At 71.6% G+C, this 26,182-nt stretch carries 31 protein-coding genes; 17 read left to right on the top strand and 14 right to left on the bottom strand.

The genetic code is table 11. The features are described 5' to 3' along the window. Positions 1-669, bottom strand: a 669-nt coding sequence (locus EJK15_RS50265) for an alcohol dehydrogenase catalytic domain-containing protein (protein ID WP_138717560.1), incomplete at its 3' end; no start/stop codon positions are given. Between the two features lie 59 nt (positions 670-728). On the opposite strand from EJK15_RS50265, the gene EJK15_RS50260 reads away from it, so the two are divergent. Continuing rightward, positions 729-1,313, top strand: a complete 585-nt coding sequence (locus tag EJK15_RS50260; protein ID WP_138717559.1) for a histidine phosphatase family protein — start codon at positions 729-731, stop codon at positions 1,311-1,313. Here EJK15_RS50260 and EJK15_RS50255 read toward each other — a convergent pair. The 6 genes from EJK15_RS50255 to EJK15_RS50230 all read right to left on the bottom strand — a co-directional run bounded on the left by EJK15_RS50255 (position 1,306) and on the right by EJK15_RS50230 (position 4,676). Then, positions 1,306-1,569: a sigma factor gene (locus EJK15_RS50255; protein WP_138717558.1), complete on the bottom strand. Its 264-nt coding sequence runs from the start codon at positions 1,567-1,569 to the stop codon at positions 1,306-1,308. The two genes, EJK15_RS50260 and EJK15_RS50255, sit on opposite strands and share 8 nt — an antisense overlap. Further along, positions 1,569-2,450 (bottom strand): maleylpyruvate isomerase family mycothiol-dependent enzyme, encoded by an 882-nt coding sequence (locus EJK15_RS50250; protein ID WP_138717557.1) that lies wholly within the window; start codon positions 2,448-2,450, stop codon positions 1,569-1,571. The genes EJK15_RS50255 and EJK15_RS50250 overlap by 1 nt, the downstream gene beginning before the upstream one ends. A 20-nt stretch (positions 2,451-2,470) precedes the next feature. Further along, positions 2,471-3,229: a hypothetical protein gene (locus EJK15_RS50245; RefSeq protein WP_171074997.1), complete on the bottom strand. Its 759-nt coding sequence runs from the start codon at positions 3,227-3,229 to the stop codon at positions 2,471-2,473. 43 nt (positions 3,230-3,272) lie between these two features. Beyond that, positions 3,273-3,530: a 3'-5' exonuclease family protein gene (locus EJK15_RS50240; RefSeq protein ID WP_138717555.1), complete on the bottom strand. Its 258-nt coding sequence runs from the start codon at positions 3,528-3,530 to the stop codon at positions 3,273-3,275. An 87-nt stretch (positions 3,531-3,617) separates the two neighbouring features. Beyond that, positions 3,618-3,854, bottom strand: coding sequence for a DUF397 domain-containing protein (locus tag EJK15_RS50235; protein ID WP_138717554.1), 237 nt, complete (start codon positions 3,852-3,854; stop codon positions 3,618-3,620). Beyond that, on the bottom strand, positions 3,855-4,676 hold the full coding sequence (locus EJK15_RS50230; protein ID WP_138717564.1) for a helix-turn-helix domain-containing protein: 822 nt from the start codon (positions 4,674-4,676) through the stop codon (positions 3,855-3,857). It abuts the gene before it with no gap. Between the two features lie 222 nt (positions 4,677-4,898). Between EJK15_RS50230 and EJK15_RS50225 the strand changes: the two genes are divergently transcribed. Together EJK15_RS50225 and EJK15_RS50220 are read left to right on the top strand one after the other, a co-directional pair. Beyond that, the gene (locus tag EJK15_RS50225; RefSeq protein WP_138717553.1) at positions 4,899-5,402 is read left to right on the top strand and encodes an ATP-binding protein; all 504 of its coding nucleotides are present in this window, start codon (positions 4,899-4,901) and stop codon (positions 5,400-5,402) included. Positions 5,403-5,480: 78 nt separating this feature from the next. Further along, positions 5,481-7,919: a helicase-associated domain-containing protein gene (locus tag EJK15_RS50220; RefSeq protein WP_138717552.1), complete on the top strand. Its 2,439-nt coding sequence runs from the start codon at positions 5,481-5,483 to the stop codon at positions 7,917-7,919. On the opposite strand, the gene EJK15_RS50215 is transcribed toward EJK15_RS50220, so the two are convergent. Next, positions 7,903-8,913, bottom strand: coding sequence for an ABC transporter substrate-binding protein (locus EJK15_RS50215; RefSeq protein WP_138717551.1), 1,011 nt, complete (start codon positions 8,911-8,913; stop codon positions 7,903-7,905). The genes EJK15_RS50220 and EJK15_RS50215 overlap by 17 nt on opposite strands. Positions 8,914-8,998: 85 nt before the next feature. Here EJK15_RS50215 and EJK15_RS50210 point away from each other — a divergent pair, with 85 nt between their 5' ends. The 3 genes from EJK15_RS50210 to EJK15_RS50200 all read left to right on the top strand — a co-directional run bounded on the left by EJK15_RS50210 (position 8,999) and on the right by EJK15_RS50200 (position 11,968). Then, a complete protein-coding gene (locus tag EJK15_RS50210) occupies positions 8,999-10,066 on the top strand; it encodes a FecCD family ABC transporter permease (RefSeq protein ID WP_420847152.1) in 1,068 nt (355 codons plus the stop codon). After that, positions 10,063-11,070 (top strand): FecCD family ABC transporter permease, encoded by a 1,008-nt coding sequence (locus EJK15_RS50205; protein ID WP_138717549.1) that lies wholly within the window; start codon positions 10,063-10,065, stop codon positions 11,068-11,070. The genes EJK15_RS50210 and EJK15_RS50205 overlap by 4 nt, the downstream gene beginning before the upstream one ends. 91 nt (positions 11,071-11,161) lie before the next feature. After that, positions 11,162-11,968, top strand: a complete 807-nt coding sequence (locus tag EJK15_RS50200; RefSeq protein WP_138717548.1) for an ABC transporter ATP-binding protein — start codon at positions 11,162-11,164, stop codon at positions 11,966-11,968. 108 nt (positions 11,969-12,076) lie between these two features. Here the strand turns inward: EJK15_RS50200 and EJK15_RS50195 are convergent, their stop codons facing one another. Continuing rightward, on the bottom strand, positions 12,077-12,715 hold the full coding sequence (locus tag EJK15_RS50195) for a TetR/AcrR family transcriptional regulator (RefSeq protein WP_240777726.1): 639 nt from the start codon (positions 12,713-12,715) through the stop codon (positions 12,077-12,079). 36 nt (positions 12,716-12,751) lie between these two features. On the opposite strand from EJK15_RS50195, the gene EJK15_RS50190 reads away from it, so the two are divergent. Then, positions 12,752-13,078 carry a rhodanese-like domain-containing protein gene (locus EJK15_RS50190; protein ID WP_138717547.1) on the top strand — a complete coding sequence of 109 codons (327 nt, stop codon included), beginning with the start codon at positions 12,752-12,754 and terminating at the stop codon, positions 13,076-13,078. A 41-nt stretch (positions 13,079-13,119) separates the two neighbouring features. Here the strand turns inward: EJK15_RS50190 and EJK15_RS50185 are convergent, their stop codons facing one another. Next, on the bottom strand, positions 13,120-14,373 hold the full coding sequence (locus EJK15_RS50185) for an ArgE/DapE family deacylase (RefSeq protein WP_138717546.1): 1,254 nt from the start codon (positions 14,371-14,373) through the stop codon (positions 13,120-13,122). 67 nt (positions 14,374-14,440) lie between these two features. Here EJK15_RS50185 and EJK15_RS50180 point away from each other — a divergent pair, with 67 nt between their 5' ends. Further along, the gene (locus tag EJK15_RS50180) at positions 14,441-15,388 is read left to right on the top strand and encodes an endonuclease/exonuclease/phosphatase family protein (protein ID WP_206061602.1); all 948 of its coding nucleotides are present in this window, start codon (positions 14,441-14,443) and stop codon (positions 15,386-15,388) included. 84 nt (positions 15,389-15,472) lie between these two features. After that, positions 15,473-15,793, top strand: coding sequence for a GroES family chaperonin (locus EJK15_RS50175; RefSeq protein ID WP_138717544.1), 321 nt, complete (start codon positions 15,473-15,475; stop codon positions 15,791-15,793). On the opposite strand, the gene EJK15_RS50170 is transcribed toward EJK15_RS50175, so the two are convergent. Further along, positions 15,788-16,720: a TolB family protein gene (locus EJK15_RS50170; protein ID WP_138717543.1), complete on the bottom strand. Its 933-nt coding sequence runs from the start codon at positions 16,718-16,720 to the stop codon at positions 15,788-15,790. The genes EJK15_RS50175 and EJK15_RS50170 overlap by 6 nt on opposite strands. A 55-nt stretch (positions 16,721-16,775) precedes the next feature. After that, complete coding sequence (locus tag EJK15_RS50165) at positions 16,776-17,231, bottom strand: TIGR02611 family protein (RefSeq protein WP_138717542.1); 456 nt, start codon at positions 17,229-17,231, stop codon at positions 16,776-16,778. 149 nt (positions 17,232-17,380) lie between these two features. On the opposite strand from EJK15_RS50165, the gene EJK15_RS50160 reads away from it, so the two are divergent. From EJK15_RS50160 to EJK15_RS50145, 4 genes are all read left to right on the top strand, one after another. Beyond that, entirely contained in the window at positions 17,381-18,289 is a 909-nt protein-coding gene (locus tag EJK15_RS50160) for a phosphotriesterase family protein (protein ID WP_138717541.1), read from the top strand. 33 nt (positions 18,290-18,322) lie between these two features. Beyond that, positions 18,323-18,712, top strand: coding sequence for a PPOX class F420-dependent oxidoreductase (locus EJK15_RS50155; protein ID WP_138717540.1), 390 nt, complete (start codon positions 18,323-18,325; stop codon positions 18,710-18,712). Between the two features lie 44 nt (positions 18,713-18,756). Next, on the top strand, positions 18,757-19,773 hold the full coding sequence (locus EJK15_RS50150) for a sensor histidine kinase (RefSeq protein ID WP_138717539.1): 1,017 nt from the start codon (positions 18,757-18,759) through the stop codon (positions 19,771-19,773). A gap of 85 nt (positions 19,774-19,858) precedes the next feature. Beyond that, positions 19,859-20,506 carry a response regulator gene (locus tag EJK15_RS50145; protein ID WP_206061604.1) on the top strand — a complete coding sequence of 216 codons (648 nt, stop codon included), beginning with the start codon at positions 19,859-19,861 and terminating at the stop codon, positions 20,504-20,506. Between the two features lie 3 nt (positions 20,507-20,509). Here the strand turns inward: EJK15_RS50145 and secY are convergent, their stop codons facing one another. After that, complete coding sequence (gene secY / locus EJK15_RS50140; RefSeq protein WP_138717538.1) at positions 20,510-21,799, bottom strand: preprotein translocase subunit SecY; 1,290 nt, start codon at positions 21,797-21,799, stop codon at positions 20,510-20,512. 97 nt (positions 21,800-21,896) lie between these two features. Between secY and EJK15_RS50135 the strand changes: the two genes are divergently transcribed. Then, positions 21,897-22,469, top strand: coding sequence for a P-loop nucleotide/nucleoside kinase family protein (locus EJK15_RS50135; RefSeq protein ID WP_138717537.1), 573 nt, complete (start codon positions 21,897-21,899; stop codon positions 22,467-22,469). Here EJK15_RS50135 and EJK15_RS50130 read toward each other — a convergent pair. Further along, positions 22,457-23,233, bottom strand: a complete 777-nt coding sequence (locus tag EJK15_RS50130) for a putative hydro-lyase (RefSeq protein WP_206061601.1) — start codon at positions 23,231-23,233, stop codon at positions 22,457-22,459. The genes EJK15_RS50135 and EJK15_RS50130 overlap by 13 nt on opposite strands. A gap of 137 nt (positions 23,234-23,370) precedes the next feature. On the opposite strand from EJK15_RS50130, the gene EJK15_RS50125 reads away from it, so the two are divergent. The 3 genes from EJK15_RS50125 to EJK15_RS50120 all read left to right on the top strand — a co-directional run. Beyond that, positions 23,371-25,002, top strand: coding sequence for a sodium:solute symporter family protein (locus EJK15_RS50125; RefSeq protein WP_138717536.1), 1,632 nt, complete (start codon positions 23,371-23,373; stop codon positions 25,000-25,002). Further along, the gene (locus EJK15_RS71560; RefSeq protein ID WP_171074996.1) at positions 24,999-25,160 is read left to right on the top strand and encodes a hypothetical protein; all 162 of its coding nucleotides are present in this window, start codon (positions 24,999-25,001) and stop codon (positions 25,158-25,160) included. The genes EJK15_RS50125 and EJK15_RS71560 overlap by 4 nt, the downstream gene beginning before the upstream one ends. Positions 25,161-25,326: 166 nt before the next feature. Then, positions 25,327-26,182 (top strand): AAA family ATPase (locus EJK15_RS50120; protein ID WP_240777725.1); only part of this gene is annotated, 856 nt, incomplete at its 3' end.

Raw genomic sequence — 26,182 nt, 5'->3', positions numbered from 1 at the left:
CCGCCCCAGGTCCCCGCCGACCCCGTCGAAGACGACGGTCACGGAGCCGAACGCCTCGCGTACCAGCTTGTCCCAGCCCGGCTGCCGGTAGTCCACGGCCAGGTCCGCCCCCAGCTCCTCGACCCGCCGCACCTTCGCGGGCCCGCCGGCCGCCCCGGCCACCCGGGCACCGGCGCGGCGCGCGTACTGCACGAGCAGCGTCCCGATGCCCCCGGCCGCGGCCGTGGCCAGCACCACGTCGGACGCGCTCAGGGGCGCGAGCTCCAGCAGCCCGAACGTGGTGGCGCCGGTGGTGTTCATGGCGACCGCCGTGCCGAAGTCCACGTGACCGGGCAGCTCGGCCAGCGAGGAGGCGGGGGCCACGGCGCGGGAGGCGTACCCGCCGGAGGTCACCTCGCCCGTCACCACGCGGCGTCCCACGAGGTCGGCGGGCACCCCCTCGCCCACGGACTCCACCACCCCCGCGACCTCCGAGCCGAGGACGACAGGGAGCGGCGGCGCGGGGTGCGGCCCGACAGGCCGCCCCTGGCGGAGCAGGGTCTCGATGAAGTGCAGCCCGGCCGCGTGCACGGCGATGCGCACCTGCCCGGCCCCGGGCACCGGATCGGGCACGGTCTCAAGGCGGAGGTTCGCGGCCGGTCCGTATGCGTGCAATCTGATCGCTTCCATGGCACCCACCCTGCTACCTCAAGCTTGGTTGAGGTCAAGCGTGCCCCATGATGGAGTCCATGGACGAGATGCTGCTGCTCCGGCACGGTGAGACCGAATGGAGCAAGGCGGGCAAGCACACGGGACGCACGGACCTGCCTTTGACGGAGCACGGCGAGGACCAAGCCAGGGCGCTGGCGCCGCTGGTCAAGGAGCAGGTGTTCGACCTGGTGCTGGTCTCCCCCGCCCAGCGGGCCCGGCGCACGGCGGACCTGGCGGGGCTGACCGGCTACCAGGTGGACGCCGACCTGTGGGAGTGGGACTACGGCGGCTACGAGGGGATCACCACGCCGAAGATCCGCGAGACCCGGCCCGGCTGGTACCTGTGGCGCGACGGCGTGATCCCCGGCGACGCGGAGCACCCGGGCGAGAGCGCCGCCGCGGTGGGTGCCCGCGCCGACCGGGTGATCGAGCGGGCCAGGGCGGCCGAGGGGCGGGTGGCACTGGTGGCGCACGGGCATTTCCTGCGCGTCCTGGCCGCCCGCTGGCTGGGCCTGGGGCCCGCGGAGGGCAGGCTGCTCAAGCTGGACACCGGCACCTACTCGCGACTCGGCTTCGAACACGCCGAGCCGGTGCTCATGGCCTGGAACGCGCCCGTCAGCTGACCCTGGACCGCAGGGCCGACTGGTGCAGCGCCCTGCTGACCAGCCAGCCGCGCAGCGAGCCGAGGCTCGGGTCGTACGACAGGGGCTGCTCCCACAGGGTGACGAACACGCTCTGGGTGATCTCCTCGGCCTGCGCCCGGCTGCCGGTGATCTTGACCGCGACGCCGTACACGTACGAGCCGTGCTCGTCGTAGGCGGCGGCCAGCGCGTCGAGGTCGCCGGCCGTGAGGCGCGCGCACAGCTCCATGTCGCTCATCAGTCGCACCCCAGCGTCGCGGCGGCATGAACGAGATCGCGGGCCAGGGCGGGATCGCCCTCGGCGGCGTACGGGAACGTGCCGGGCGGCCACCGGTTGGCCAGCAGCCGGCAGAAGTCCACCGCGTCGGCCGAGATGAACACCGCGACGTGGTCGGAGGCGGGCGAGAGCGGGATCGTCCAGGTGCCGCCGCCCGGCCCGGTCAGCATCACGGTCGCCGAGACGTCGCGGCGCGGCCCCTTCAGCGCGCGCGGCAGCAGCGCCAGGCCGAACTCGGCGATCATGTGTACGTGCTCGTCGCGCGGCGCGGCCCTGGAGCGGTCGGTGGCCGCCCTGATGTCGTCGGCGTGCGTCCAGGTCTCGAAGGTGCGCTGGACCATGGCCTGGCGCAGCGGCGCGCGGGCAGGCCGCGGGCCCGCCAGTGACACCTCGACGCCGAGCAGCACCTCGCTGCCGGCGGAGACGCGTTCGAGCAGATTGCCCGCCTGCTCGCGCCAGCGCCGGTGCACGGCCGGCTCGCCGGCGGCCGGCACGCCCATGAAGCCCGCGATGGCGGCGTCGTTGGCCGCCAGGTGCTCCACCAGGCCCTTGACCGAGCCGTGCTTGGCGACGGGGGCGTCCCACTGGGCCAGGCTGAGGTCGCTCAGCAGGTCGTCCATGAGCGCGACCTGCTCGGCGTACGGCACCGCCACGGACGCCACGCCCACCAGGGCCGGGCTGCGGCGGCGGCGCGCCATGGACAGCACCGCCTCGCGCAGCGTGGGCGGCGGCCGCACCGCCGTGTCCGGCTGGTCGAGGAGCGCGAGGACCGCGCTGCAGTCGGGGCACGAGGCGACGTGATCGTCGGGGCTCTGCCCGTTGTAGAGGTACGGGTCCGTCATGGCCACCTCCGCAGCCGTCGCTAACCCCGCTGGCCTCCCAGTGCCAGGCGGCTGCCGGGGAAAGGTGCCAGAAGCGTCTCACGCCACGGGCCTTCGAGATAGTCGCGAGCCCGTTTTCCCCAGTCGAGCAGCCGGGAATCGGGCGGCACCTCGTCGTCGAGGCCCAGGGCGGCGTCGCGGGCGCGCTGGGTCGCCAGGTGGTCGTCGAGCGAGACGGCCCAGACGGTGACCGCCTCGGTGTCGCAGAACAGCACTTCGTACAGGCCGGCCAGGGTGTGGCCGTGCTCGGCGAGCAGCGGCGCGCGCTCGGCGCGCACCGCGGCCAGGTAGTCGAGCGCGGCTCCGGGGCGGACCCGGGCGCTCTCGAAGAGGTAGAGCTCGGCGGCGGGGGCCTGCGCCAGCGGCGGGCAGCCCGGCGCGGCCCCTAGTGGCCGGGAGAACGCGGAGAAGCGCAGGTCGTCGATGTCGGACAGGAACAGCCGCTCGTCGACGCCCTGGTAGATCTCCATCATCTGCCGCCAGCCGCCGTCCCAGCCGCCGTGGCAGTCCCAGAGCGTGACGACCTTGAACTGCGGATGGCCGGTGATGCCGACGGCGTAGAAGGCTCCGACGAGGTCGATCTCGCGGGACCTGATGGACATTCCGGAGGTGAGCGAGGGCGCGGTGCGGGTCTCGTCCTCGCGTTTGTAGCGGGTCAGCCAGGTCAGATACTCCAGCGGCCGCCTGGAGTTCATCGGCCTGAAGTCGACCTCCTCGAGCAGGTGGATCGCGCGCCGCACCAGGCCTCCTCTACCAAGCGGTTGCTTGGCTTGAGGATAGCGATCAGGTCAGCGCTTGGGAAGGTTGCGGTCCGCGGCCCGTGAGCCACTCCAGGACCCTTCGGTGCCCGGAGGTCGCGTCCTCGAAGTGTCCCCAGTGCCAGTAACGCGGCTGGTCCCGGATGCCGGTCACCCACGTCCGGTAGGAGACGGAGGCGCCCGTCGTTGCGGGCGCCACGCCATAAGTGCGAATCACGACCTTGCCGCCCGGCGCGAACAGCACGTCGTCGGCGATCGGATACAGGGTCATCTGGTCGAGCATGAGCTGATCCTGTCCGGACCACGAGGCCGGGCGGTTACGCCTCCGGCGCGACCCCGTTAAGCGGGCGCGCCGGAGGTTAACACGTTGTTAAACGAGCAGGCCGTCGAACTCTCCGTCCTTTACCCCGAGCACCAGGGCCCGGATCTCGTCGCGGGTATAGATGAGTGCAGGGCCGTCAGGGAAGCGCGAGTTACGCACCGCGATCCCCCCGTCGGGAAGCTTCGCGAGCTCAACGCAGTTGCCCTGCGAGTTGCTGTAGCGGCTCTTGCGCCACGCGACCTGCGTCAAATCGGCCGCAGGCATGCCGTTGTAGGTCTGGTTCATCTACATCTTTCTGAGAAGACCGCCGATGAGCTCGACGGTGCCCCCTGGCGTGGTGCTCTCCACGCACAACTGCTCCATGGCGGTGAGGTACGGGTCGACGTCCTCACGCTTATCCAGGTACAGGGCACCCCAGAGCTGCTCGACATAGACAACGTCCGACAAGTCGGACTCGGGAAACCGCAAGATGCTGAACGCGCCCCCTTCAGCGGCGTGCTTGCCGAACCTGAAGGGCATCACCTGAATGGTGATGTTGGGAAGGGCAGCGACCTCCACCAGATGCTGGAGCTGTTCGCACATGACCTCCCGCCCGCCGATGGTCCGCATGAGCGCCGCCTCGTCGATGACGGCCCACAGCCGGGGTCCGTCCTTCTGGGTGAAGCGCTCCTGCCGTTGCATGCGCATATGCACACGGCGTTCGATTTTCTCCGGACTGGCATCGGGGTGGCCCAGCTGGAAGACCGATCGCGCGTACGAGGCCGTCTGCAGCAGGCCTGGCACGAACTGCACCTCATAGGTACGGATCACGCTCGCGGCCTCCTCCAGGCCCACGTACGTCGTGAACCACGAGGGCAGCTCGGCCGAGTACTTGTGCCACCACCCGGGGGTGTTGGCCTCGCGAACCATCTCCAGAAGGGCACGGCGCTCGGCATCGTCGATGACGCCGTACAGGGTGAGCAGGTCTTCCACGTCACGTGTCTTGAATCCGACGCGGCCGAGCTCCATGCGGCTGATCTTGGACTCGGACGCCCGGATGTGGAATCCGGCCTGCGCCCGGTCGAGTCCGCTGGCCTCACGCAGGCGCCTGAGACTCGCCCCCAGCATGATGCGCCGAACGGTCGAACCGGAACCGGGCGGATCAATGGACACGTGCTGCTCCTTGGTCGTTTCCTTGCGACACAGTCTGTCACTTCACGGCCGAAAGATCATGGGCCGCGGACAAGATCCCCTTTCCCCCATATTGACCATTTGATGGCAACCGTAGCGCCTGCACAGGTTGTCTGCACGTGCATTCGCTCTTGCACCTGCACGAGAGTTTGCCGCAGAATGATCTACGTGCAATCCACCACGGCGCCCAGCCAGTGGACCAGGTTCGATTGGTGGCCCCCGGTCGGCTGGTGGCCGGACGCGGCTTCCGATCTACTGGTCCCCGGCCCGTCCTCGAGCGCCACGTTCGTGCTCCCGCCCACCCCCGCCTCGGTCCACTCCGCCCGCAGCTTCACGGCGGGCGCCCTGACGGGATGGGGCCTCGCCGAGCTGATCGAGAACATGGAGCTGGTGGTCTCGGAGCTGGCGACCAACGCGCTGCGCCACGGCCTGCACCTGGCCGAGCGGCGCCGCGAGTGCCCGGTCCACATGTCCCTCGTCCGCCGGGGATCTCTCGTGACGAGCGCGTTCACCGATCCAGGCACATCGGTGCCGGTGCTGCGATACCCTGGCCCCCTTGACACCGGCGGCCTCGGACTCCACATCGTCGAATCGCTCAGTCTCCGCTGGGGCTGGTCCGCACTCGCGCCCCACGGAAAGATCGTCTGGGCAGTCCTCTCCTGACCGGGGGTGATCTGCATTACCGTGGATGCTCATGGCTCACGGTGAGTCCCGCGCGCGACCCCATGAGAGTGCTGACAGATGGAAGATCACCTGCTCGGCTGGCTGCGAACACTAGACGAAGACAGGCTTGCCCGCATCCTGGCGAACAGGCCCGACGCCATCGCCGCGCCCTGGCCGCGCCGGCTCGACACGCTCGCCCAGCGGCTGGGCAACGGCTTCGCCGTGATGGAGACGCTGCAGCGGCTTCCGCTGCCCTGCCTGCAGCTGGCGGAGGCGGCGCTGGCCATGAGCGCTCCCACGCCCGAACGGCTGGCGGCCTTCCTCGACATGCGGGCCGACGACGTGACCCCCTGGCTCGAGCATCTCCATGACCACGCATTGGCCTGGCCTGGCGACGACGGTGTGATCCATCTCGCGGAGGGCGTCTCGCGCTGGTGGGCCGCGCCGCTCGGCCTGGGCGAGCCGCTCGACCACTATCTGAACTCCTGGACGATCAGCCACGACGCCCTGCGCACGCTCGCCCGCAACCTCGGCCTGCCCACCCAGGGCCACAAGCGCCGCATGATCACCCGCGTGGCCGAGACACTCGGCGACGCCGGGCGGATCAAGGCGCTGATGCGCGACGCCCCCGACGGCACCGTCCCCTTGCTGGACCGGTTCGCCTGGGACGGCCCCGCGCTGCCCGTGGACGGCGGCAGCTTCGTCACCCCCGGCACGCCGGAGAAGTGGTGCGCCGACCACGGCCTGCTCTTCCGGCCGAGCTGGCACATGGCGGAGATCCCCCGCGAGGTGGCGATCTGCCTGCGCGGCCCCGGCTACCACCCGCCGTTCATGCCCGCGGCGCCCGAGGTGGCCACGATCCCGGTCGATCCCGAGGAGGTCGACCACCTGATGACGCTGGCCGCGCCGCACGTGGTGGAGCGGTGCGCGGCCCTGCTCGACAACGCCTCCAAGGCGCCGCTGCCGCTGCTCAAGACCGGCGGCGTGGGCGTGCGCGAGGTGCGCAGGGTGGCCAAGGAGACCGGCTGCGACGAGGACGAGACGCGCCTGCTGCTGGAGATCTGCGCGGTGGCCAGGCTGCTGGCCTGGGACGAGCCGTCGGGCGGCCTGGTCCCCACCGAGCGCTTCGACCGGTGGCGGCTGGACGAGGGCTCGTCCCGGCTGCGCGTGCTGCTGTCGGCGTGGTGGCGCATGGAGCGCTCGTCGCTGCGCAAGATCGACGGCAAGTACGGCACCGTCCTGGGCGACGACCCGGCGGGCAGCGCCGTGGCCCGGGTGCGGCGGTCGGTGCTGCCGGCGCTGACCCACCTGCCCGCCGGCACCGCGTTCGCCGACCGCGACAGCCTCGTCCGCAACGTCCAGTGGCACGCGCCGCTGATCGACCGGCAGCTGCTGCTGGACTGCGCGCCCGCGGTGCTCGACGAGGCCAGGCTGCTCGGGCTGCTGGCCAACGACGCGCTCACCGACCTCGGCCGGGCGCTGGCGGGCCTCACCGCCAAGCCGGGGGACGAGAACGACGACTCCGTGCCCATGGTCGAGCACGATCCGATCCTGGTCGAGGCGTCCACGAGGGCGCTGGCGAGCGTGCGCAGGAGCGCGCTGTTCGGTCCCGACCTGACCGCGGTCGTGACCGGGCCGCCCTCGGCGGAGCTGGCCGCGCTGCTCGACCGGGTCGCCGAGCGCGAGTCGCGGGGCGCGGCGTCGGTGTGGCGCTTCACCAACGAGAGCGTGCGCCGCGCGCTCGACCGCGGCTACGACACCGACGAGCTGCTCGACGAACTGGCCGCGGTGGGCGCCATCCCGCAGCCGCTCGAATACCTGGTGCGCGACACCGCGCGCCGGCACGGCGAGGTGACGGTCACCACGGTCGGGTGCGTCATCCAGGCCGGCGACCCGGCCCTGCTCACCGAGATCGCCGCCCACCGGCGGCTGGGCCGGCTGGGCATGCGCTTGCTCGCTCCCACGGTGCTGGTGAGCGCGGCCGGAGCCGAACGCACGCTGTCCGCGCTGCGCGAGGTCGGCTACTCTCCGGTGCCCGTCTCCGACACCGGCGAGATCACCATCCGCCGGGCCAGGGCCGCGGAGCTCTCCGAGAGCGAGGAGCCGAACAACGGCAAGCTGATCCTGCTGCCCGGCGGTCAGGTGGCCGAGCTGTCGGAGTTCCCGGACCTCGCGGAGCTGGAGGCGCCGCCCCACCTGCTGGCCGAGCCGGCGCCCGACCCGCGCGAGCACGCCCGGCGGCTGATCAGCGCCAGCCGGGCCGAGGCCGGCAACAGCGGCCGCACCTGGGCGATCATCGGCAGGATGGCGACCAGGCTGCCGACGGCACAGCAGTCGCTGCTGGGCTTCGTGGTGGACCGGGGCGTGCGGGCCGGCATCACGCTGACCGACGGGCTGACCGCCACGATCAGCCACGGCGAGCTCAGGGGCGCCGCGCTCGACGCCTGGTGCGAGGAGGCAGGCGACTACCTGGAGTTCCCCCTCGCCGAGATCGTCGAGGTCAGGGGAGCTTTTTAGCCTGCTTCATGTTGGCCACGAGCGCCTCGAGGAAGTCCGCGTACCCCTGGTAGCTGTAGGGCGCCTCGGCGTTCCACGGGTAGAGCTGGCCGGCCTTGACCGCGGGGAGCTTGGCGAAGGTGGGCTTCTTCAGCATCTCCTCGGGCTTGAGCGCCTGGGTGCGGGTGTCGTAGAGGATCACGTCGGCGTCGTACGTGTCCGCGTTCTCCCAGCTCAGCGTCTGGAAGAAGCCGCCCTCGTCCACCTTGGACGGCGTGACGACGTCGAGTCCCGCGTCCATGAGGTGCACGATGTCCGGGTACTCCGGCGGGTTGACCACCCACATCTGGTCCGCGCCGCCGGACATCATGAGGACCTTGAGGTCCTTGAACTGCGCGAGCTCCTTGGTGGCGGCCTCCATGCGGGCCTTGGCCTCGGGCACGCCCTGCATGTCGGCGCCGAGGGACTTGGCCAGCTCCTCGTACTTGCCGATCACCTGGGTGGCGCTGCGGCCGGTGAGCATGATGCCGGCGGTGGGGGCGATCTGCTCGATGGTGTCCTTGGACTTCTCGGGGACGTACCAGAGGGTGCCCTTGATGTACATGCTGCTGACCAGGAGGTCCGGCTGGAGCGAGATGTACTTCTCGACGTTGAACTCGTCCCACACGTTGCCCAGGCCCTCGACCTTGGTGATGTCGACGTTGCCGACCTGCGGGTCCTTGCTGCCGTCCTTGAGCTTGTGCGGGCCGAAAACCGCGATGGGGCGCACGCCGAAGTCCCACAGGGCGGCGGCCGCGCCGACCTGGGCGACGATCCTGGCAGGGACCTTGGGCTGGGCGAGCTTCTTGTCGCGGTCGTCGGTGAACGTCCAGCTCTGGGCCGCGGGGGCGGAGGAGCCCGCCGGGGCGGAGGAGGCCGGCTCGGTGCCGCTGCCGCACGCCGCGAGTGTCAGGGCCGCCGCGAGTCCCGCCGTGGCCGACAGGAAGCCCCTACGCGTCAGTACCGGTCCCGACATGTACATCTCCTAAGGTTAGGCTTGCCTTGTTACTAGCTCATTAGATTAGCCTTGCCTAAGTTTGACCGCGATGAGAGGGGGTCGGGTGCGCCCGGCTGAGGACACGGCGGGGACCGCTGTCAGGGTGGCGGAGGCCGTGAGAAGGCCGGTGTGGGCGCGTCCCACGGTGCTGATCACCGGACTGGTGGTCGCGCTGGCGGTGCTGGCTTTGATGGCGATGGCGAGCGTGGCGCTGGGGGCGCGGTCCGTGCCGTTCTCCACGGTGATCGACGCCTTTCTCGCGCCGGACGGCTCCAACGACCACACGGTCATCCGGGAGCTGCGCGTCCCGCGTACGCTGCTCGGTCTCGGCGTGGGCGCCACCCTGGGGCTGGCCGGCGCGCTCATGCAGAGCCTGACCCGCAACCCGCTGGCCGATCCCGGACTGCTGGGCATCAACGAGGGCGCCGCGCTGGGCGTCACGCTGGCGCTGGGCGTGTTCGGGCTCACCGATCCCGCGATCTACGTGTGGTTCGCGTTCGGCGGGGCAGCGCTGGCCTCCGTCGCCGTCTACGCGCTCGCCTCGTCGGGCCGCTCCGGCTCCAGCCCGGTACGCCTCACGCTCGCGGGCGTCGCGCTCGGCATGGTCGCCACGGCGGTGGCCTCGGCGATCCTGCGCATGGACTCCCAGACCTTCGACCGGATGCGTTTCTGGCTGACCGGCTCGCTGGCCGGGCAGACCGCCGACACGCTGGTGCGGCTGGCGCCGTTCATGATCGCGGGTCTGGTGCTCGGGCTGCTGCTGGCCAGGCCGCTCAACATGCTGGCGCTCGGCGACGACGCGGGCAAGGCGCTGGGCGTGGCCGTCAACCGCACGAGGGTGCTCACCGGGGTGGCCGTCACGCTGCTGTGCGGCGCGGCCACCGCCGCGGCCGGGCCGCTGTGGTTCGTCGGGCTGATCGTGCCGCACGCCGTGCGCGCCCTGGTCGGGCCCGACCAGCGGTGGGTGCTGCCCTACTCGGCGGTGGCCGCGCCGGTGCTGCTGCTGGGGGCCGACGTGGTGGGCCGGCTCATCGCCCGGCCGGGAGAGGTGCAGGTGGGGATCGTGTGGGCGGTGATCGGCGCGCCGATCTTCATCATGCTGGCCAGGCGGAGGCGGGTGGCGGCGCTGTGACCATTCGTGTCGGCCCCTGGTCCGTACGGCTGGCGCCGCGCGCGCTGCTCATCGGCCTCGCCCTCGTCCTGGTCGCGTGCGCGGTGGCCGTGGCGGCCATCTCGACGGGCGAGTTCACCGTGCCCGTGCCCGACATCGTCACCGCGCTCTTCGGCCAGGGCACGCCGGTCGCCGAGCTGATCGTGAGCAAGCTCCGGGCGCCCCGGGTGGTGACGGGGCTGCTGGTCGGCGCGGCGTTCGGGTTGAGCGGCGCGATCTTCCAGAGTCTCACCAGGAACCCCCTGGGCAGCCCCGACTTCATCGGCTTCACCGCCGGCGCCTCGACGGGCGGCATCATGGTCGTGATCGCGGGCGGCTCCGCCATGATGATCGCCGGTGGCGCGCTGGCCGGGTGCGTGATCACCGCCGCGCTCGTGTACGCGCTGGCCTTCCGGGGCGGCGTGCAGGGCTACCGGCTGGTCCTGGTCGGCATCGGGGCGAACGCACTGCTGCTGGCGGTCAACTCGTACCTGCTGACCAGGGCGAACATCAATGACGCGGCCACCGCGGGCGCCTGGCTCACCGGCAGCCTCGGCGGACGCGGCTGGGAGCACGCGAACCCGGTCGGGCTGGCGCTGGCCGTGCTGGTGCCGGTGTGCGCGTTCATCGCGCGGCCGCTGCGGATGATCGAGATGGGCGACGACTCGGCCCGGGCCATGGGCATCAGGGTCGAGCCCGTGCGCGCGGTGGCCATCACGGCCGGCGTGCTCCTGGCCGGCGTGGCCACGGCCGCGGCGGGCCCGGTCATCTTCGTCGCGCTCGCCGCGCCCCAGCTCGCCCGGCGGCTCACCCGCTCCCCCGGGGTCACGATGGGCGCGTCCGCGCTGATGGGCGCCGTCCTGCTGACCGGCGCCGATCTGGCGGCGCAGCGGCTGCTCGCGCCCACCCAGTTGCCCGTCGGCGTGCTGACCGCCGCCATCGGCGGCACGTACCTCGCCCTGCTCCTGCGGAAGGAGCGCCATTGACGATCGCCCGCCCTCCGGAAGAACCGCCCCTGACGGCCGCCCGTCCCCTGCCAGAACCGCCACTGATGGCCCCGCGAAAGGACCACCGCTGATGGCCGACGTACGCCTGTCCGGCACCAGCCTGACCCTCGCCTACGACCAGCGCGTCGTGGCCACGGACCTGAACGTGGCGATTCCCGACGAGTCCTTCACCGTGATCATCGGGCCGAACGCCTGCGGCAAGTCCACCCTGCTGCGGGCCCTGGCCAGGATGCTCAAGCCCAAGACCGGCGCCGTCCACCTGGACGGGAGCGTCATCACCGCGCTGCCGTCGAAGGAGGTGGCGCGGCGGCTCGGCCTGCTGCCGCAGAGCTCGATCGTGCCGGACGGGATCACCGTCGCGGACCTGGTGGCCCGGGGCCGCTACCCGCACCAGCGGCTCATGCGGCAGTGGTCGCGGGCCGACGAGGCGGCCGTGGCCGAGGCCATGCGGGCCACCGACGTGGTGGAGCTGGCCGATCGGATCGTGGACGAGCTGTCCGGCGGGCAGCGGCAGCGGGTGTGGCTGGCCATGGCGCTGGCGCAGGAGACGCCGATCCTGCTGCTGGACGAGCCGACCACGTTCCTGGACATCTCCCACCAGATCGAGGTCCTGGACCTCTGCGCCGACCTGCACGAGGCCGGGCGGACCATGGTGGCCGTGCTGCACGACCTGAACCAGGCGTGCAGGTACGCGACCCACCTGATCGTGATGCGGGCCGGGGAGATCGTGGCCGAGGGCGACCCGACCGAGATCGTCACTCCCGAGCTGGTGCGCGAGGTGTTCGACCTGCGCTGCGAGATCATCCCCGACCCGCAGACCGGCACGCCGCTCATCGTCCCGGAGGCCCGCCGGCGCGTCCCCACCGCCTCCGCCTGACCGCACACCGCGCCGCTCATCACCACTTGACCACGCCTCCCACCGAGTCGGCCCCTGCCCATCGGTGACCCGCCGTGGAAACCGGACGATGGGTGCGAGCCGAGGGCTTCAGGTGGGGGTGGTCAGGGCCTGCGCCAGGGTCGTGATGCCGTCGACGGCGCGGTCCTGGCCGTATTCGTCCCTCAAAACCCCCGCCGCCTCCGCGCCCAGGGCGGCGAGCAGCGCGTGCGACAGGACGTCGGCGTCGGCGCCTGGGCGGGCCTCGGCGAGGAGGATCGCCACGTGCCGGTGCCAGAACCGGTACGCCCCGATGCGGTAGCGGGCGCCCGGGCTGGCGGTCTCCGACATGCGGACCAGGTCCAGATGGTCGAAGAGATACCGCAGGTAGGCGGCGACGAAGGCGGTCAGCCGCTCGGGGGCGGAGGCGCCGGGCCCCAGCGGCGGCGGCCCGGACAGGATGCGCTGCTGGAGGTCGCGTTCGCGGGCGTCCAGGAGCGCCACGGCCAGCCCTGATTTGTCGCCGAACCTGCGGAACAGAGTCCCCTTGCCCACCCCCGCCTCCGCCGCGATCGCGTCCATGGAGACCGCCTCGACGCCCTTCTCCGCGAAGAGCCCGGCCGCGGCGGCGAGCACCTTCTCCCTGTTGCGCGCGGCGTCGGCGCGCTCTTTGGGCGGGCGGGCACGCAGCAGTTCCAGAGTCTCCCTTGACGAACCGGACCGCAGTCCGGTAATTTCCAGGTCATCCACAAAACGGACTGTAGTCCATTTTCATCGGAGGACGCAATGAACATCATCACCCGCGACGAGCTGAACGCCGCACTGGGCAGCGTGACGGTGGTCGACACGCTGGGCGGCGACTACTACGCCCAGCAGCACCTGCCGGGCGCGATCTCGCTGGTCGAGAGCGAGGTCGCGGAGCGCGCCGCCGCCCTGCTCCCCGACAAGGACGCCCCCATCATCACGTACTGCACCAACCCGTCCTGCTCCAACAGCAAGGCGGTCGCGGCCCGGCTGACGGCACTCGGCTACACGGACGTCCGCAGGTACGTCGAGGGAATCCAGGACTGGGTCGAGGCCGGCCTGCCGGTCGAGTCGAAGGCGGCCGTCTGACAGAAGTCCCCGGGTCACGGTGCTCGACCGTGACACGCCGATCAGAGTGCTCCGCAGCGGCGCACAGCGAGCAGTGCCAGTGCCCGCGTGACCGCGCGCAGCTCGCCCAGGTCGACCTGCTCCCTGGGGGCGTGCGCGAACCGTACGTCCCCGGGGCCGTAGTGCAGCGTCGGGATCCCGCCCGCCGTGTACAGCCGCAGGTCGCTCCCGTAGGGCGCCGCCGACTCGGCCGGAACTCCGCCGGTGGTGTCGATGATCGCGCGGCCGACCTCGTCGAGCAGCCCGTGCCCGGCGGGCAGCCGGCCGCTGGCGTACTGGCCGCCCGGCCACGTCACCACGGGCGGGTGGGCGCGCAGCCAGGGATGCGCGACGTCCGCGACCGCCTCCTCGAACGCGGCCCGCGCGGCGGCCGGGTCCTCCTCCAGCCGCACCCCGAGCCGCCCCTCGGCGACCAGCAGGTCGGGCACGGTGCTGGCCCAGTCCCCCGCCCGAACGGTGCCGACCTCGATCGGGTACGGCATCGCGTTCCCGCGGAAGAGGCCGGGGACGTCCCGGTTGCGCTCGGCCTCCAGGCGCCTGATCGCCTCGAACACCGGCCAGAACATCTCGATCGCGTTGACGCCCTCGTACCGGGTGGCGCCGTGCGCGGCCCGCCCGGCGATCTCCAGCCGGAACGTCAGCGCCCCCGCGTTGGCCGTGATGACCGCGCCGCTGGTGGGCTCACTGATGACCGCCGCCTCCGCGGTGTGCCCCCTGGCCAGCGTGGCGAACGCGCCGAGCCCGCCGTCCTCCTCGCTGATCACGCAGTGCACGGCCAGCGGCCTGGCCAGCCGCACCCCGGCCCGCTTGATCGCCCTGGCCACGGCCAGGTTGGCGGCGAGGCCGGCCTTCATGTCGCAGGCGCCCCTGCCGTACAGCACGTCGCCGGAGATCCGCGCCGCGAACGGGTCGCTGCCCTCCCACTTGGCCAGGTCGCCGGTCGGGACGACGTCCACGTGGCCCTGGAGCGCCAGCGCGGGCGGGCCCTCGCCGCCGGTCACGGCCGCGACACCGTACCCCTCGGTCCTCGGGGCCTCGGTGCCGGGGAAGCCGGGGCGGCCGGTCAGGCCGGCGAGGTCGAGCTTCCAGACGTCCACGTCCATGCCGGCCTCGGTGAGGAGGCCGGCCAGACGGTGCTGGAGCTCGGACTCGGCGTCGGTGCCGGTGACGCTGGGCACCCTCACGGTCTCGGCCAGCAGGTTCACGGTTTCGGACTCGTCGATGGCGTTCAGGACCCTGGCTTCCACATCGCGCATGGAGCACACCTTTTCATGGTGTGAACCCAGGTCGGGACTTGTGGCGATACAGGGCGTGCGGACATGGATGAGCTGGATCGTGGTGGCGCCTTTCGCCCTGTGGGCGGCGGTGCGGCTGAGCGGGTTCGAGCCGGACTGGCCGTGGGTGCCGGTGGTGGCGTACACGCCGTACGCGGCGCTGGCGACGGTGGTGAGCGGGCTGCTGGCCTTGCTGCTGCGGCGGCGGGCGGCGGGCACCGTCGCGCTCGTCGCGGTGCTGGCACTGGCGCCGGTCCTGCTGCCACGGACCCTCGCCGACGGCAATCCGGCCGCCAAGGGGCCGGTGCTGCGGGTGCTGGCGGCCAACCTGCTGGTGGGCCGGGCCGACACGGCGGAACTGATGGGGCTGGTCACCCGGCTGAAGCCGGACGTGCTGGCGCTGCAGGAGTTCACGCCGGACGCCATGCGGCGGCTGGACGACGCGGGACTGCGTACGGTGCTGCCGCACGCCGTCACCCGGCCCTTGGCGGGGGTCGGCGGGTCCGCCGTGTACGCACGGCACCCGCTCACAGCCGGGCAAATGATCAAGATCGGCGGGTTCGGGCAGGCCAGGGCCTGGCTGAAGCATCCCGGCGGGGCGCGGATCGAGATCGTCTCGGTGCATCCGTGCGCGCCCAAGCGGATCGGGCGGCAGCCGTGCTGGCAGTCGGGGCTGGAGGCGCTGCCGCGCGGGGACGGGGCGCTGCGGGTGCTGGCGGGCGACTTCAACGCCACGCTCGACCATCTGCCGATGCGCGACCTGCTGGCGGCCGGCTATCGGGACGCGGCCGACGTCATGGGACGCGGGTACGTGACCACCTGGCCGCAGAACGGGTCCGTGACCACCTGGCCGCCGAGCGGCTCCCTGGTGAAGCTGCCCGGGGTGGCGATCGACCACGTGCTGGCGGACTCGCGGATGGCCGTGCGCGCGTTCGAGGTGCTGTCGCTGGACGACACCGACCACCGGCCGGTGTTCGCCGAGCTCAGGCTGCCGTGATCACGACGTCGGCGAAGGCCGTGAGATTCCGCGGTCTCGGCGTACCGGGGATCCCGAGGTGCCGGTGCTCGTAAACTTGTGCTTGTGGAACAGCCCAAGTTCGAGATTCAGATGCTGCACGACCGGGTCATGATCAGGCTCGAGCAGGAGGCGGAGGAGCGGCGCAGTGGCTCCGGCATCGTCATCCCCGCGACGGTCAAGATGGCCAACCGGCTGGCCTGGGGCGAGGTGTACGGCGTCGGCACGAACGTGCGCTCGGTCAAGGTGGGCGACAAGGTGCTGTTCAACCCGGAGGACCAGTTCGAGGTGGAGGTGCACGCGCGGACCTACCTGGTGATGCGCGAGCGCGACCTGCACGCGGTGGCCACGCAGGAGACCGACCACGGCACCGGCCTCTATCTATGACGTACGGGTGAAGGAGAGCCACAGGTCCCCGGCCCATGTCTTGGCGGGCACGCCGGCGAGCACGCGCGTCACCTTCCCCTTGAGGTCGACGACCGACAGGCGGTAGGCGCCCTGGTGCGCCATGACCGCGATGACGTGGCTCTCGTCCCACCAGCCGAACAGGGCCTCGGGCCGTACGTTCACCCGCTGGGCGATCTTGCCGGCGAGGGGGTCGACCAGGCAGAGTTGCTCCGTGAAGCGCGTCGGGCACCACGTGGCCAGGCGCTTGCCCGACGGCGAGAACGCATCCTCCGGGCCGGTCGGCAAACCGACGTCCGCCAGCGTGCGCATGACCGCGCCGTCCGAGGGCCGATGGAGGCGCAGGCCGGTGCCGTGCCTCGTCACGAGGTTGCCGTCGGGGCTCCACCAGAAGCCGGCGTCCGCGCTCAGGCCGGGGATCCGGACCGTGCGCGCGGCCTTCGCGACCACGTCCACGACGGTGAAGCCGAGCACGCGCCATTTGCCGCTCACCTTCTGCTCGACGGTGAGCGCGACCTTCGTGCCGTCGCGGGACCAGGAGGCGTAGGAGGCGGTCAGCGGCTTCTTGACGGTGCGGATCCTGCCGGCCTCGCCGGTGGTGCGGTCGGTGACGAGGAGGGAGTCGTAGCCGGACCGGTACGCCGCCGGCACGCCTGCCGCCAGCCGGCCGCCGGGCGCGACGGACACCTCGGTGAGGCTCTTCTCCCGGGCGAAGGCGTTGCCGGTGCGGGCTCTGAGATAGGTCTGCTTGGTGCCGAGGCCGTACGCGGTGAGCCGTACGGGATCGTCGGCTTTTTCGCCATATTTCATGCCACCGGTGCCTGGGAGCGTCAGGTCCGCCTGGGTGGAAGGAGCTACGGCGGGGGCGGAAACCGTCAGGGAGAGCGCGACGGCGATTTCGGCGATCACGCCCCGCAGACTAGACAGCGATCCGCCGGATTCCGCAGGGCCATAACGACCGGGTCTAGATGTAGCGGGTCGCCATCTGGAGCACGTCGAAGCCGAGCGTCCGCAGGCCGAAGTAGACGATCACGGCGGCGGCGGCCAGGGTCACGACGAGCACGATGATGCGGACGGTCCAGCCCTGCCGTTTGTACCACTGCGTCCAGGCATGCAGCGTTCGCTTGCCGAACTCCAGCAGCTTGTGCGCCCAGTGGAACTCCGTCGCCAGAACCGCCAGGCCGGCGAACACCACCAGCCACCCGGGCCCGGGGAACGGCACCATGATCAGTCCGCCCACCACCATGATGGCCCCGATCACGCCGACCACGATCTTCAGCGTGAGCGCGCCCGTCCGCGTGGACCTGATGCCGTCGAGCCACCCGTGGAGGCCCGTACGGCGTTCGGGCATGCTGGACCGGTCGGCGGCCTCGTCCTTGATCACGTCGGCGTCGCCGGTGTCAGAGTTTTGAATCGCCACATTTGCCCCCGGCAGTCGGTGTGCCCCCCAGGATACGACCCCACCATCCGTGCCCACTTGCACTCCGCTAGCAAACCACCAAACCGCCCAGATCGTAAAATTTCCTCCCTGAGCAGGCTTCTTACGGCAAACATCGGTTAATGTCTGCTATGCCCGAGGTCTTGCTTCGTACCGTCACCGGCCCTGTACGCGCGGCCGCCATCAGCGGCGCCGTTCTCCCCCATGAGCACCTGCGTACCGACATGCGCTGGGCGATCGGCATCGACTCCGACCCGTACCGCTGGCTCGACGAGGAGGCGGCCGTCACCGCCGAGCTGCGGGAGCTGCGCCAGTCCGGCGACCTCGGCCTGGTGGTGGACCTGACCTGCATGGGCATGGGCCGCGACGCCGCCGCCCTGGCCCGCGCCGCCGCGGGCAGCCGGGTGCCGGTGATCGCGTCGACCGGGCTGTTCGCCGAGCCGTTCACGGACGTCGGGGACGAGGACGCGGACGCGCTCACCAGGCGGCTGATGGAGGAGATCTCCAGCGGCGTGGACGGCACGGGGGTGTTCCCGGGCGTGATCGGCGAGGTCGGCTGCTGGGGCGCCGAGCCGACGCCGCGCGAGGAACGCTGCCTGATCGCCGCCGCCCGCGCCTCCCTGCAGTCGCGCCTGCCCGTCGCCACGCACGGCAGGAACGCGCTGGCCTTGCTGGAGATCCTGCTCGGCGAGAACCTGCCGGGCTCCCGGGTCGCCGTCGGGTACGCGGGGACCGACCCGGCCGCCGCCCGCAAGATCGCCGAGGCGGGGGCGTACGTCAGCCTGGGCGTGCTGGGCCTGGGCGCCGAACAGGCGGCCAGGATCGCGCTCGGTCTCATCGAGGACGGCCACGCCGACCGCCTGCTGATCAGCACCGGGCTGAGCCGGATCGCGCAGGTGCGCAAGTACGGCGGGCCCGGGTACGCCCACCTCTTCCACGCCCTGGTGCCCCGCCTGCGCGAGGCGGGGACCGGCGAGGACACGATCCGCCTCCTCACCCGCGACAACCCGCTGCGGTGGCTGATCTCCGGCTCCGATTGACCTCGACCATGCTTGAGGTTGCATCCTGAACTCATGACCTTCACACAGGAAGAGCTGGACTACCTGGCCACGCAGCGCCTCGGCCGCCTGGCGACCGTCTCCCCCGACGGCCAGGTCCAGAACAGCCCGACCGGCTTCTTCGTCAACGCCGAGGCGGGCACGATCGACATCGGCGGGCACGCGCTGGGCAAGTCCAAGAAGTTTAGGAATGTCCAGGCGGGCAGCACGGTGGCGTTCGTCGTGGACGATCTCGCCTCGGTGAACCCGTGGACGGTGCGGGGCGTCGAGATCCGGGGCACGGCGCAGGCGCTGACCGGGCAGGAGCCGCCGCTCCGCGGCTTCTCCGGGGAGCTCATCAGAATCACCCCAAACAAGATCATTTCTTGGGGTCTGACCGGGCCGATGTCAAACCGGAAGGTGTGAAACTCGCTAGGATCGGGCTAATTCGAGCCTTGGCCGGGTGGGGGATGGTGACGGAGCACACGCACAGGGGCGGCCGCCTGCGCAGGCCGCTCGCCGCCCTGTCACGCCTCAGCCGGTTAGGTGACGTACCGGTCGTGGTCATGCTGGCGTGGGCGGGCTGGCTGGCCGTCCCGTGGTCGTTCAGCGGCCTCGCCCAGGCGCGCGCCGCCGCGGCGGCGGCCGCGGACACCGAGCCGCCGCAGCTCCAGATCTCCGCCGAATTCCAGGACGGCGAGCCGGGGCGGCAGCTCGCGACGTCCGCGGCAGCACGGCACGGCGCCGCGAACCAGGTGGCATGGGGCATTCCCGCCGCCCGCACCGCTCAGCTGAAGACCGTGCGCCCGCCGGCCCGCGAAGGCACGCTCTACGGCACCCCACCGGCGACGAACGATTCGGCTCTCGCCGGGCCCAGGGCCGAGGCGGACGCGCTGGCGTTGGAGCGGGCCAGGATCGCCGGGGAGGTGCACGACGCCGCCGGGCACGGGCTGGCGGCCATCGCCATGCAGGCCGGGCTCGCGCTCGTCACTCTCGACGACGATCCCGAGCAGGCGCGGGCCTCGCTGCGGGCGATCAGGGAGACGAGCACGACGGCGCTGGCCCAGCTTCGGGCCGCGCTCGACGGGATCGACCCGCCCGGTGGCGATCTGACGGGCCTGATCGACGGCATGCGGGCCGCGGGCCTGCTGGTGGACGTCGAGCCTCCCGGCTTCTCCGTGCCCGCTCATCTTCAGGGCACCGTCTACCGGGTGGTGCGCGAGTCGCTGACCAATGTGCTGCGCCACGCGGGCCCGAACCGGGCGCTCGTCCGGGTGAGCGACGATCCGCACGAGTTCGTGCTGGAAGTCGCCGACCGGGGCCTGGGCTGGGCGGGCTCGGGTGAGGGGCGCGGGCTCGCCGGGATGCGCGCCAGGGTCGCCGAGGCAGGCGGCCGGTTCACCGCCGGTCCGCGGGAGGGCGGCGGCTTCCAGGTGGTGGCCAGGTTTCCCGCAGGTCTCGGTGTGACCGGGCGGCCTGGTGGGTGACGGAGCACCCGCATTCGATGCGGACGGCGCCGGCGACGGGATCGGTCACGAGACGTCCGCCGGCGGCGAGGTGGGGCGCGGAGCGATCCGGGTGGCCATCGCCGACGATCAGGCGGTGGTGCGGATGGGGTTGCGGGCGTTGCTGGAGCGGGAGCCCGGCATGGAGTGCGTCGGCGAGGCGGCGGACGGGGCGGCGGCGCTGGCGCTGATGCGGCGCACGCGACCCGACGTCCTGCTGCTCGACATCCGCATGCCCGGCATGGACGGCCTGGCCACGCTGCGGGCGATCGCCGACGACCCGGACTTGCGGGGCGCGAGGATCGTGGTGGTGACCACGTTCGCCATGGACGACTACGTCTTCGCCGCCCTCCAGGCCGGGGCCAGCGGCTTCCTGCTCAAGGACAGCGCCCCCGACGAGCTGGTCAACGCGGTGCGCGTGGTCGCCGCCGGGGAGGCGCTGCTGTCACCGGCGATCACCAGGAAGGTCATCGGCCTCTTCGGCCGGCACGGGACGGAGCCGGTCGAGGGGATCGAGACGCTCACGCCCCGGGAGCGGGAGATGGTGGCGTGGGTGGCCACCGGCAGGTCGAACGAGGAGATCGCCAAGGAGCTGGTGATCAGTCCCGACACCGTGCGGACGCACGTCAGCCGGGCCATGGTGAAGCTGCGCGCCAGGGATCGGGCGCAGCTCGTGGTGTTCGCCATGCGGGCCGGCCTGGCCCTGCCCGCGTGAGGTCTATTTGAGGAAGCCCTCGTAGTTGCGCTGCTGGAGCTGCGCCTCGATCTGCTTGATCGTGTCGAGGCCGACCCCGACCATGATGAGCACGCTCGTCCCGCCGAACGGGAAGTTCTGCTGCGTCTCCGGGTCCTTCAGGATCGCGAACGCCACCAGCGGCAGCAGCGCCAGCACCCCCAGGTACGCCGCCCCGGGCGCGGTCATCCTGGACAGCACGAACGCCAGGTACTCGGCGGTGGGCCGCCCGGGCCGGAGACCGGGCACGAACCCGCCGAAGCGCCGCATGTTGTCGGCCACCTCCACGGGGTTGAAGGTGATCGACACGTAGAAGTAGGCGAACGCCACGATCAGCAGCACGTACACGGCCATGTAGAGCGGATTCGTCCCCGAGGTCAGGTTGCGCTGCACCCACGCCCCGGCCTCGGCACCGAGCATCGGCGCCGCCAGTGTCGGCAGGTAGAGCAGGGACGTGGTGAAGATGACCGGCACGATGCCCGCCTGGTTGACCTTCATCGGGATGTACGTGCTGCTCCCGCCGTACATGCGCCTGCCGACCATGCGCTTGGCGTACTGCACGGGCACCCGTCGCTGCGCCTGCTCCACGAACACCACGGCCGCCACCAGGAACAGTCCCGCCACCGTCATCACCACGGCGCCGACCGGCGTCAGGACGAAGATCTTCGACATGTAGCCCGGGAAGACGGCCACGACCTGGGTGAACATCAGGAGGGACATGCCGTTCCCGATCCCCCGGTCGGTGATCAGCTCGCCCAGCCACATGACCATGCACGCGCCCGCCACCATGGTCAGCACGATCACGGTCACGGTGAGCAGGCCGTCGTCCCGCAGGAGTGGCCGGGCGCATCCGGGCAGCAGTTGCCCGGTGCGGGCCAGCGCGACGACGGTGCCCGCGTTCAGCAGGGAGAGCCCGACGGTCAGGTACCGCGTGTACTGCGTGATCTTCGCCTGCCCCCGCTGGCCCTCCTTCCTGAGCGCGTCCAGGCGGGGCACCAGCACGGCGAACAGCTGCATGACGATGCTGGCGGTGATGTACGGCATGACGCCGAGCGCGAACACCGACAGCTGCAGCATCGCGCCCCCGCTGAGCATCTGCGCCAGGTCGAAGAGCCCGCCACTGGCCGACCCCACGCACTCCCGCACCGCCACCACGTCGACCCCCGGCGAGGGCAGGACCTGGCCGAGCCGGAACAGCCCGATGAGGGCGAGCGTGAACAGCAACTTCTTGCGCAGCTCCGGCACCCGGAACGCCCTCGTCAACACGGTCAGCATGAGCAAGGAGTCTGATCGCCCCGCCTGGACGCGTCGTCCGCCGAGACGAGGCACCCGCGTACGCAAATCCGCGTAGGTTGGCCTTAGCGTTGATCGCATGAGCACTGTCTGGGTGATCAGCGGGCCGCCGGGCGCGGGCAAGTCCACGGTCGCGGCCGAGCTGCTCGCCCGCCTCTCCCCCGTGCCCGCCCTGCTCGACAAGGACACCGCGTACGGCGGCTTCGTGGCCGAGGTCCTGAGAGCCCACGGCAGGCCGGACGGAGAGCGCGAGGGCCCCTGGTACGACCGGCACATCAAGCGCCATGAATACGCGGGCCTGACCAGGCTCGCCAGGCAGATCCGCGGCCACGGCTGCCCGGTGCTGCTCGACGGCCCGTTCACCACCCAGGTCCACGACGCCGCCAGGTGGGCGGAGTGGGTGGCGGAGCTGGGCGGGACACCGGTGCGCCTGCTGTGGGTCCGCTCCGACGGCCCGGCCCTGCGCGAGCGGCTGACCGCCAGGGGGTACGCGCGGGACGCGGGCAAGCTGGCGGCGTTCGAGGACTACCTGAGGAACATCCGGGTGGACGAGCCGCCGGTCGTACCGCATCTGGAGATCGACAACCGGTGCGGCGCGCCGCCGGTCGGCGAGCAGCTCACGGCGGCGGGCATCCCGCCTCAGGCCCGGTAGTCCTCGTCGCGGACGTCCATGATCGCCATGTGGCCCGGCAGGTGGCCGATCGCGTACTCGACGCCGCTGGCCATGATCGCCGCCTGCGGCGTCACCCCGCACGCCCAGAACAGCGGCACCTCGCCGGCGCGCACCTCCACCGGGTCGCCGAAGTCCGGCCGGGCCAGGTCGCGGATCCCGATCGCGGCCGGGTCGCCGACGTGCACCGGCGCCCCGTGCACCCGCGGGTACCGGCCGCTCACCTCGACCGCGGTCTTCACCAGCTCGGCGGGCACCGGCCGCATCGACACGACCAGCGGCCCCGACAGGCTGCCTGAGGACTCGCAGGGGACGCTGGTGACGTACATCGGCACGTTCGTCCCCAGCTCCAGGTGCCGCACCGGCACCCCGGCCGCGAGCAGCGCGCGCTCGAAGGTGAAGCTGCAGCCGATGAGGAACGGCACGAGGTCCGGGCGCCACTCGTCCACCACGTCGTCGAGGTCGGCGACCGGGGCGCCGTCCCGGTAGAGGCGGTAGCCCGGCAGGTCCGTGCGCAGATCGCCGGCGAACAGCGCGGTCGACCAGACCCCCGGCTCGCCGACGTCGAGCACGGGACACGCCTGGGGGTTGTGATGGGCGAACAGCAGCAGCTCGTAGCGCAGCCGCGCGGGCACGGCGATCAGGTTGGCCTGCGTCCAGCCCCGGCACCAGCCCGCGGTGGGCACCCGCTCTCCGGCGCGGAAGCGCTCCCGTGCCTGCGCGGGGCTCAGGTCGGCGACGTCCACTCCTTGACAGTATGGCGAGGAGCGCTCAGCGGTCCACCACAGCTCCTTGACGGTATGACCAGCCACGTTCGGCGGTCCACCACGGCCGGCCGGGCTCGCCGCGTGATGTTGTGATTCTCCGGGGTAGCGGGCACTCCGTGCGGCTTGACGTGAACCTCCTCGACTACCTGCTCGTCGCCATCTATTTCGCCACCGTGCTCGCCATCGGGTTCGCCGCCCGCCGGCGGATCACCTCCAGCCTGGACTTCTTCCTGGCCGGCCGCGGGCTTCCCGCGTGGGTCACCGGCCTGGCGTTCGTGTCGGCGAACCTGGGCGCGATCGAGATCCTCGGCATGGCGGCCAACGGCGCCCAGTACGGCGCGATGACCGTGCACTATTACTGGATCGGCGCGGTCCCGGCGATGGTGTTCCTCGGCATCGTGATGATGCCCTTCTACTACGGCTCGAAGGTCCGCAGTGTGCCCGAGTTCCTGCGCAGGCGCTTCAACGGGGCCACGCAGCTGCTGAACGCGATCACGTTCGCGGTGGCGCAGATCCTCATCGCCGGTGTGAACCTGTACGCGCTGGCGCTGGTCCTGGAGGCGCTGCTGGGCTGGCCGCTGCCGGTGTCGGTGGTGATCTCGGCGGCGATCGTGCTGTCGTACATCACGCTCGGCGGGCTCTCCTCGGCGATCTACAACGAGGTCCTGCAGTTCTTCGTGATCCTCGCCGGCCTGATCCCGCTGACCGTGCTCGGGCTCATGAAGGTGGGCGGGATCTCCGGCTTGTTCGAGCGGGTACGGCAGAGCGCGCTCGGCGAGGGCGGCCTGCACACATGGACGGACACCGCGGGCCAGAACCCGATGCAGGCGCACTGGATCGGCATCGTGTTCGGGCTGGGCTTCGTGCTGTCGTTCGGCTACTGGACGACGAACTTCGCCGAGGTGCAGCGGGCCCTGTCGGCCAGGAACACGAACGCGTCCCGGCTCACGCCGATCGTCGCCGCGTACCCGAAGCTGTTCATCCCGCTGGTGACGGTGCTGCCCGGCATGATCGCGCTGGTGCTCTTCAGCGACCTGGGCAAGGGGCAGCCGTACAACTACGCGATCCCGCTGCTGATGCGGGACCTGCTGCCGAACGGCGTGCTGGGGATCGCGGTGACCGGGCTGCTGGCGTCGTTCATGGCGGGGATGGCGGCGAACATCAGCGGGTTCAACACGGTGTTCACCAACGACATCTGGCAGTCGCACCTGCGGCCGGGCCGCGAGGACGGCTACTACGTGCGGGTGGGCCGGATCGCGACCGTGGCGGGCGTGGCTATGGGGGTCGGCACGGCGTTCATCGCGGCCGGCTACTCCAACATCATGAACTACCTGCAGGCGCTCTTCTCGTTCTTCAACGCGCCGCTTTTCGCGACGTTCATCATCGGCCTGTTCTGGCGGCGGATGACGCCGTGGGCCGGTTTCTGGGGGCTGCTCGCCGGTACGCTCGCCGCTTTCGCGTCGTACTTCTCCTACAAGGCCGGGCTGGTGAACTTCGGCACCGAGCTGAACGCCAGCTTCTGGGGTGCCGGCCTGGCGTTCGCCGTGGACGTGGTGGTGTCCGTGGCGGTCACGCTGGTCACCACCCAGAAGCGGGAGGAGGAGCTGCGCGGGCTCGTGTACGGGCTCAGCGCCGTTGACCTGGAGGACGACGCGCTGGCCGGGGACGCGAAGTGGTACCGCTCGCCCGCGCTGCTGGGCGCGGGCGCCCTCGTCCTGGCCGCCGCGTTGTACGGAGTGATCCTATGAGCGACATCAGAATGGTGATCGGCGGGCTTTTCCTGGTGTACGGCGTGATCCTGATCATCGCCGGCGTCCTGGGGAGCGCCGTGAACCTGTGGACCGGCCTGGTCATGGCCGTGTTCGGCGGCTCGTTCGTGGCGTGGGCGCGGGTCAACCGGATCTGATCGGTTCTTCGGCTCCACATGCCGAGGACCGGCCCGCGCGTGAACCGGGTGTTCCCGCTGGCCGAGGCCCCGGGTCGGCAAGCTCGTGCTGGAGGTTTGACATCCCGCTCGCGTCAACCTATGTTGACCCATGAGGTCAATCAAAGTTGACGCGAGGGGGCTTTTCGTGGACGCGTTGTCCGTGGCCGTGGCGGCGAACCTGCCGGTCATCCTGTGGGGATCGCCGGGCACCGGGAAGACGTCGGCCGTGCTGGCGCTCGGCCGGCGGCTCGGGCTGCCGGTCGAGGTCGTGGTGGGCTCGATCAGGGAGCCGAGCGACTTCGCCGGGCTGCCGGTGCTGCGCGACGGGAGCACCTGGTTCGCGCCGCCGCGCTGGGCGGAGCGGCTGGCCGCGTCCGGGTCGGGGATCCTGTTCCTGGACGAGCTGACCACCGCGCCGCCCGCCGTTCAGGCCGCGATGCTGCGAGTGGTGCTGGAGCGGGCCGTCGGGGATCTGGCGCTGCCCGCGTCGGTGCGGATCGTGGCCGCGGCCAACCCGCCCGAGCAGGCGGCGGACGGCTGGGATCTGTCGGCGCCGCTGGCGAACCGGCTGATCCACCTGGACTGGAAGATCAGCGCGGCCTCGGTGGCCGAGGGGTTCGCGGGCGGGTTCCCGGTGCCGGATCCGGCCGGGTGGTCGGAGCCGTCCGCCGTCGCGGTGGGGCGGGCTCGGGCGCTGGTGGGGGCGTTCCTGCGGGTGCGGCCCGAGCTGGTGCTCGCCGTACCGGACGGACCGGCCCGCGCCTGGCCGAGCCCGCGTACATGGGAACTCGCCGCGACCGCCCTGGCCTGCACCTCCGGTACGGCGCCCGCCCGGCCGCGCGCACCTGGCGCTGCCACCGGCGAGCGGCCCTCCACCGGCGAAACGTCTGCCGACCGCCTTACGGCTGAGGCGACGGACGCCGCCGGACCCGCGGCCGGGGCCGGGGCCGGGGCCGAACAGGAGCGGATGCGAGCCGAGCCGGCGGCGGGGGGCGAGTGGG

It is taken from the genome of Nonomuraea basaltis (genome assembly GCF_005893125.1).
In the GTDB taxonomy this organism is placed as follows: Bacteria; Actinomycetota; Actinomycetes; order Streptosporangiales; family Streptosporangiaceae; genus Nonomuraea; species Nonomuraea basaltis.
The sequence above is the reverse complement of the archived record's forward strand: the minus strand, read 5'-3'. Positions and strand labels throughout refer to the sequence as shown.

What these genes read in the sequence shown, in the direction of transcription:
- EJK15_RS50250 (WP_138717557.1), bottom strand. Translation starts at nt 2,450, where the DNA reads ATGACGGACCCGTACCTCTACAACGGGCAGAGCCCCGACGATCACGTC.
- EJK15_RS50235 (WP_138717554.1), bottom strand. Translation starts at nt 3,854, where the DNA reads ATGAACCAGACCTACAACGGCATGCCTGCGGCCGATTTGACGCAGGTC.
- EJK15_RS50180 (WP_206061602.1), top strand. Translation starts at nt 14,441, where the DNA reads ATGAGCTGGATCGTGGTGGCGCCTTTCGCCCTGTGGGCGGCGGTGCGG.
- EJK15_RS50185 (WP_138717546.1), bottom strand. Translation starts at nt 14,373, where the DNA reads ATGCGCGATGTGGAAGCCAGGGTCCTGAACGCCATCGACGAGTCCGAA.
- EJK15_RS50230 (WP_138717564.1), bottom strand. Translation starts at nt 4,676, where the DNA reads ATGCTGGGGGCGAGTCTCAGGCGCCTGCGTGAGGCCAGCGGACTCGAC.
- EJK15_RS50200 (WP_138717548.1), top strand. Translation starts at nt 11,162, where the DNA reads ATGGCCGACGTACGCCTGTCCGGCACCAGCCTGACCCTCGCCTACGAC.
- EJK15_RS50215 (WP_138717551.1), bottom strand. Translation starts at nt 8,913, where the DNA reads ATGTCGGGACCGGTACTGACGCGTAGGGGCTTCCTGTCGGCCACGGCG.
- EJK15_RS50220 (WP_138717552.1), top strand. Translation starts at nt 5,481, where the DNA reads ATGGAAGATCACCTGCTCGGCTGGCTGCGAACACTAGACGAAGACAGG.
- EJK15_RS71560 (WP_171074996.1), top strand. Translation starts at nt 24,999, where the DNA reads ATGAGCGACATCAGAATGGTGATCGGCGGGCTTTTCCTGGTGTACGGC.
- EJK15_RS50160 (WP_138717541.1), top strand. Translation starts at nt 17,381, where the DNA reads ATGCCCGAGGTCTTGCTTCGTACCGTCACCGGCCCTGTACGCGCGGCC.
- EJK15_RS50225 (WP_138717553.1), top strand. Translation starts at nt 4,899, where the DNA reads ATGATCTACGTGCAATCCACCACGGCGCCCAGCCAGTGGACCAGGTTC.
- EJK15_RS50190 (WP_138717547.1), top strand. Translation starts at nt 12,752, where the DNA reads ATGAACATCATCACCCGCGACGAGCTGAACGCCGCACTGGGCAGCGTG.
- EJK15_RS50255 (WP_138717558.1), bottom strand. Translation starts at nt 1,569, where the DNA reads ATGAGCGACATGGAGCTGTGCGCGCGCCTCACGGCCGGCGACCTCGAC.
- EJK15_RS50240 (WP_138717555.1), bottom strand. Translation starts at nt 3,530, where the DNA reads ATGCTCGACCAGATGACCCTGTATCCGATCGCCGACGACGTGCTGTTC.
- EJK15_RS50260 (WP_138717559.1), top strand. Translation starts at nt 729, where the DNA reads ATGGACGAGATGCTGCTGCTCCGGCACGGTGAGACCGAATGGAGCAAG.
- EJK15_RS50155 (WP_138717540.1), top strand. Translation starts at nt 18,323, where the DNA reads ATGACCTTCACACAGGAAGAGCTGGACTACCTGGCCACGCAGCGCCTC.
- EJK15_RS50150 (WP_138717539.1), top strand. Translation starts at nt 18,757, where the DNA reads ATGGTGACGGAGCACACGCACAGGGGCGGCCGCCTGCGCAGGCCGCTC.
- secY (WP_138717538.1), bottom strand. Translation starts at nt 21,799, where the DNA reads ATGCTGACCGTGTTGACGAGGGCGTTCCGGGTGCCGGAGCTGCGCAAG.
- EJK15_RS50135 (WP_138717537.1), top strand. Translation starts at nt 21,897, where the DNA reads ATGAGCACTGTCTGGGTGATCAGCGGGCCGCCGGGCGCGGGCAAGTCC.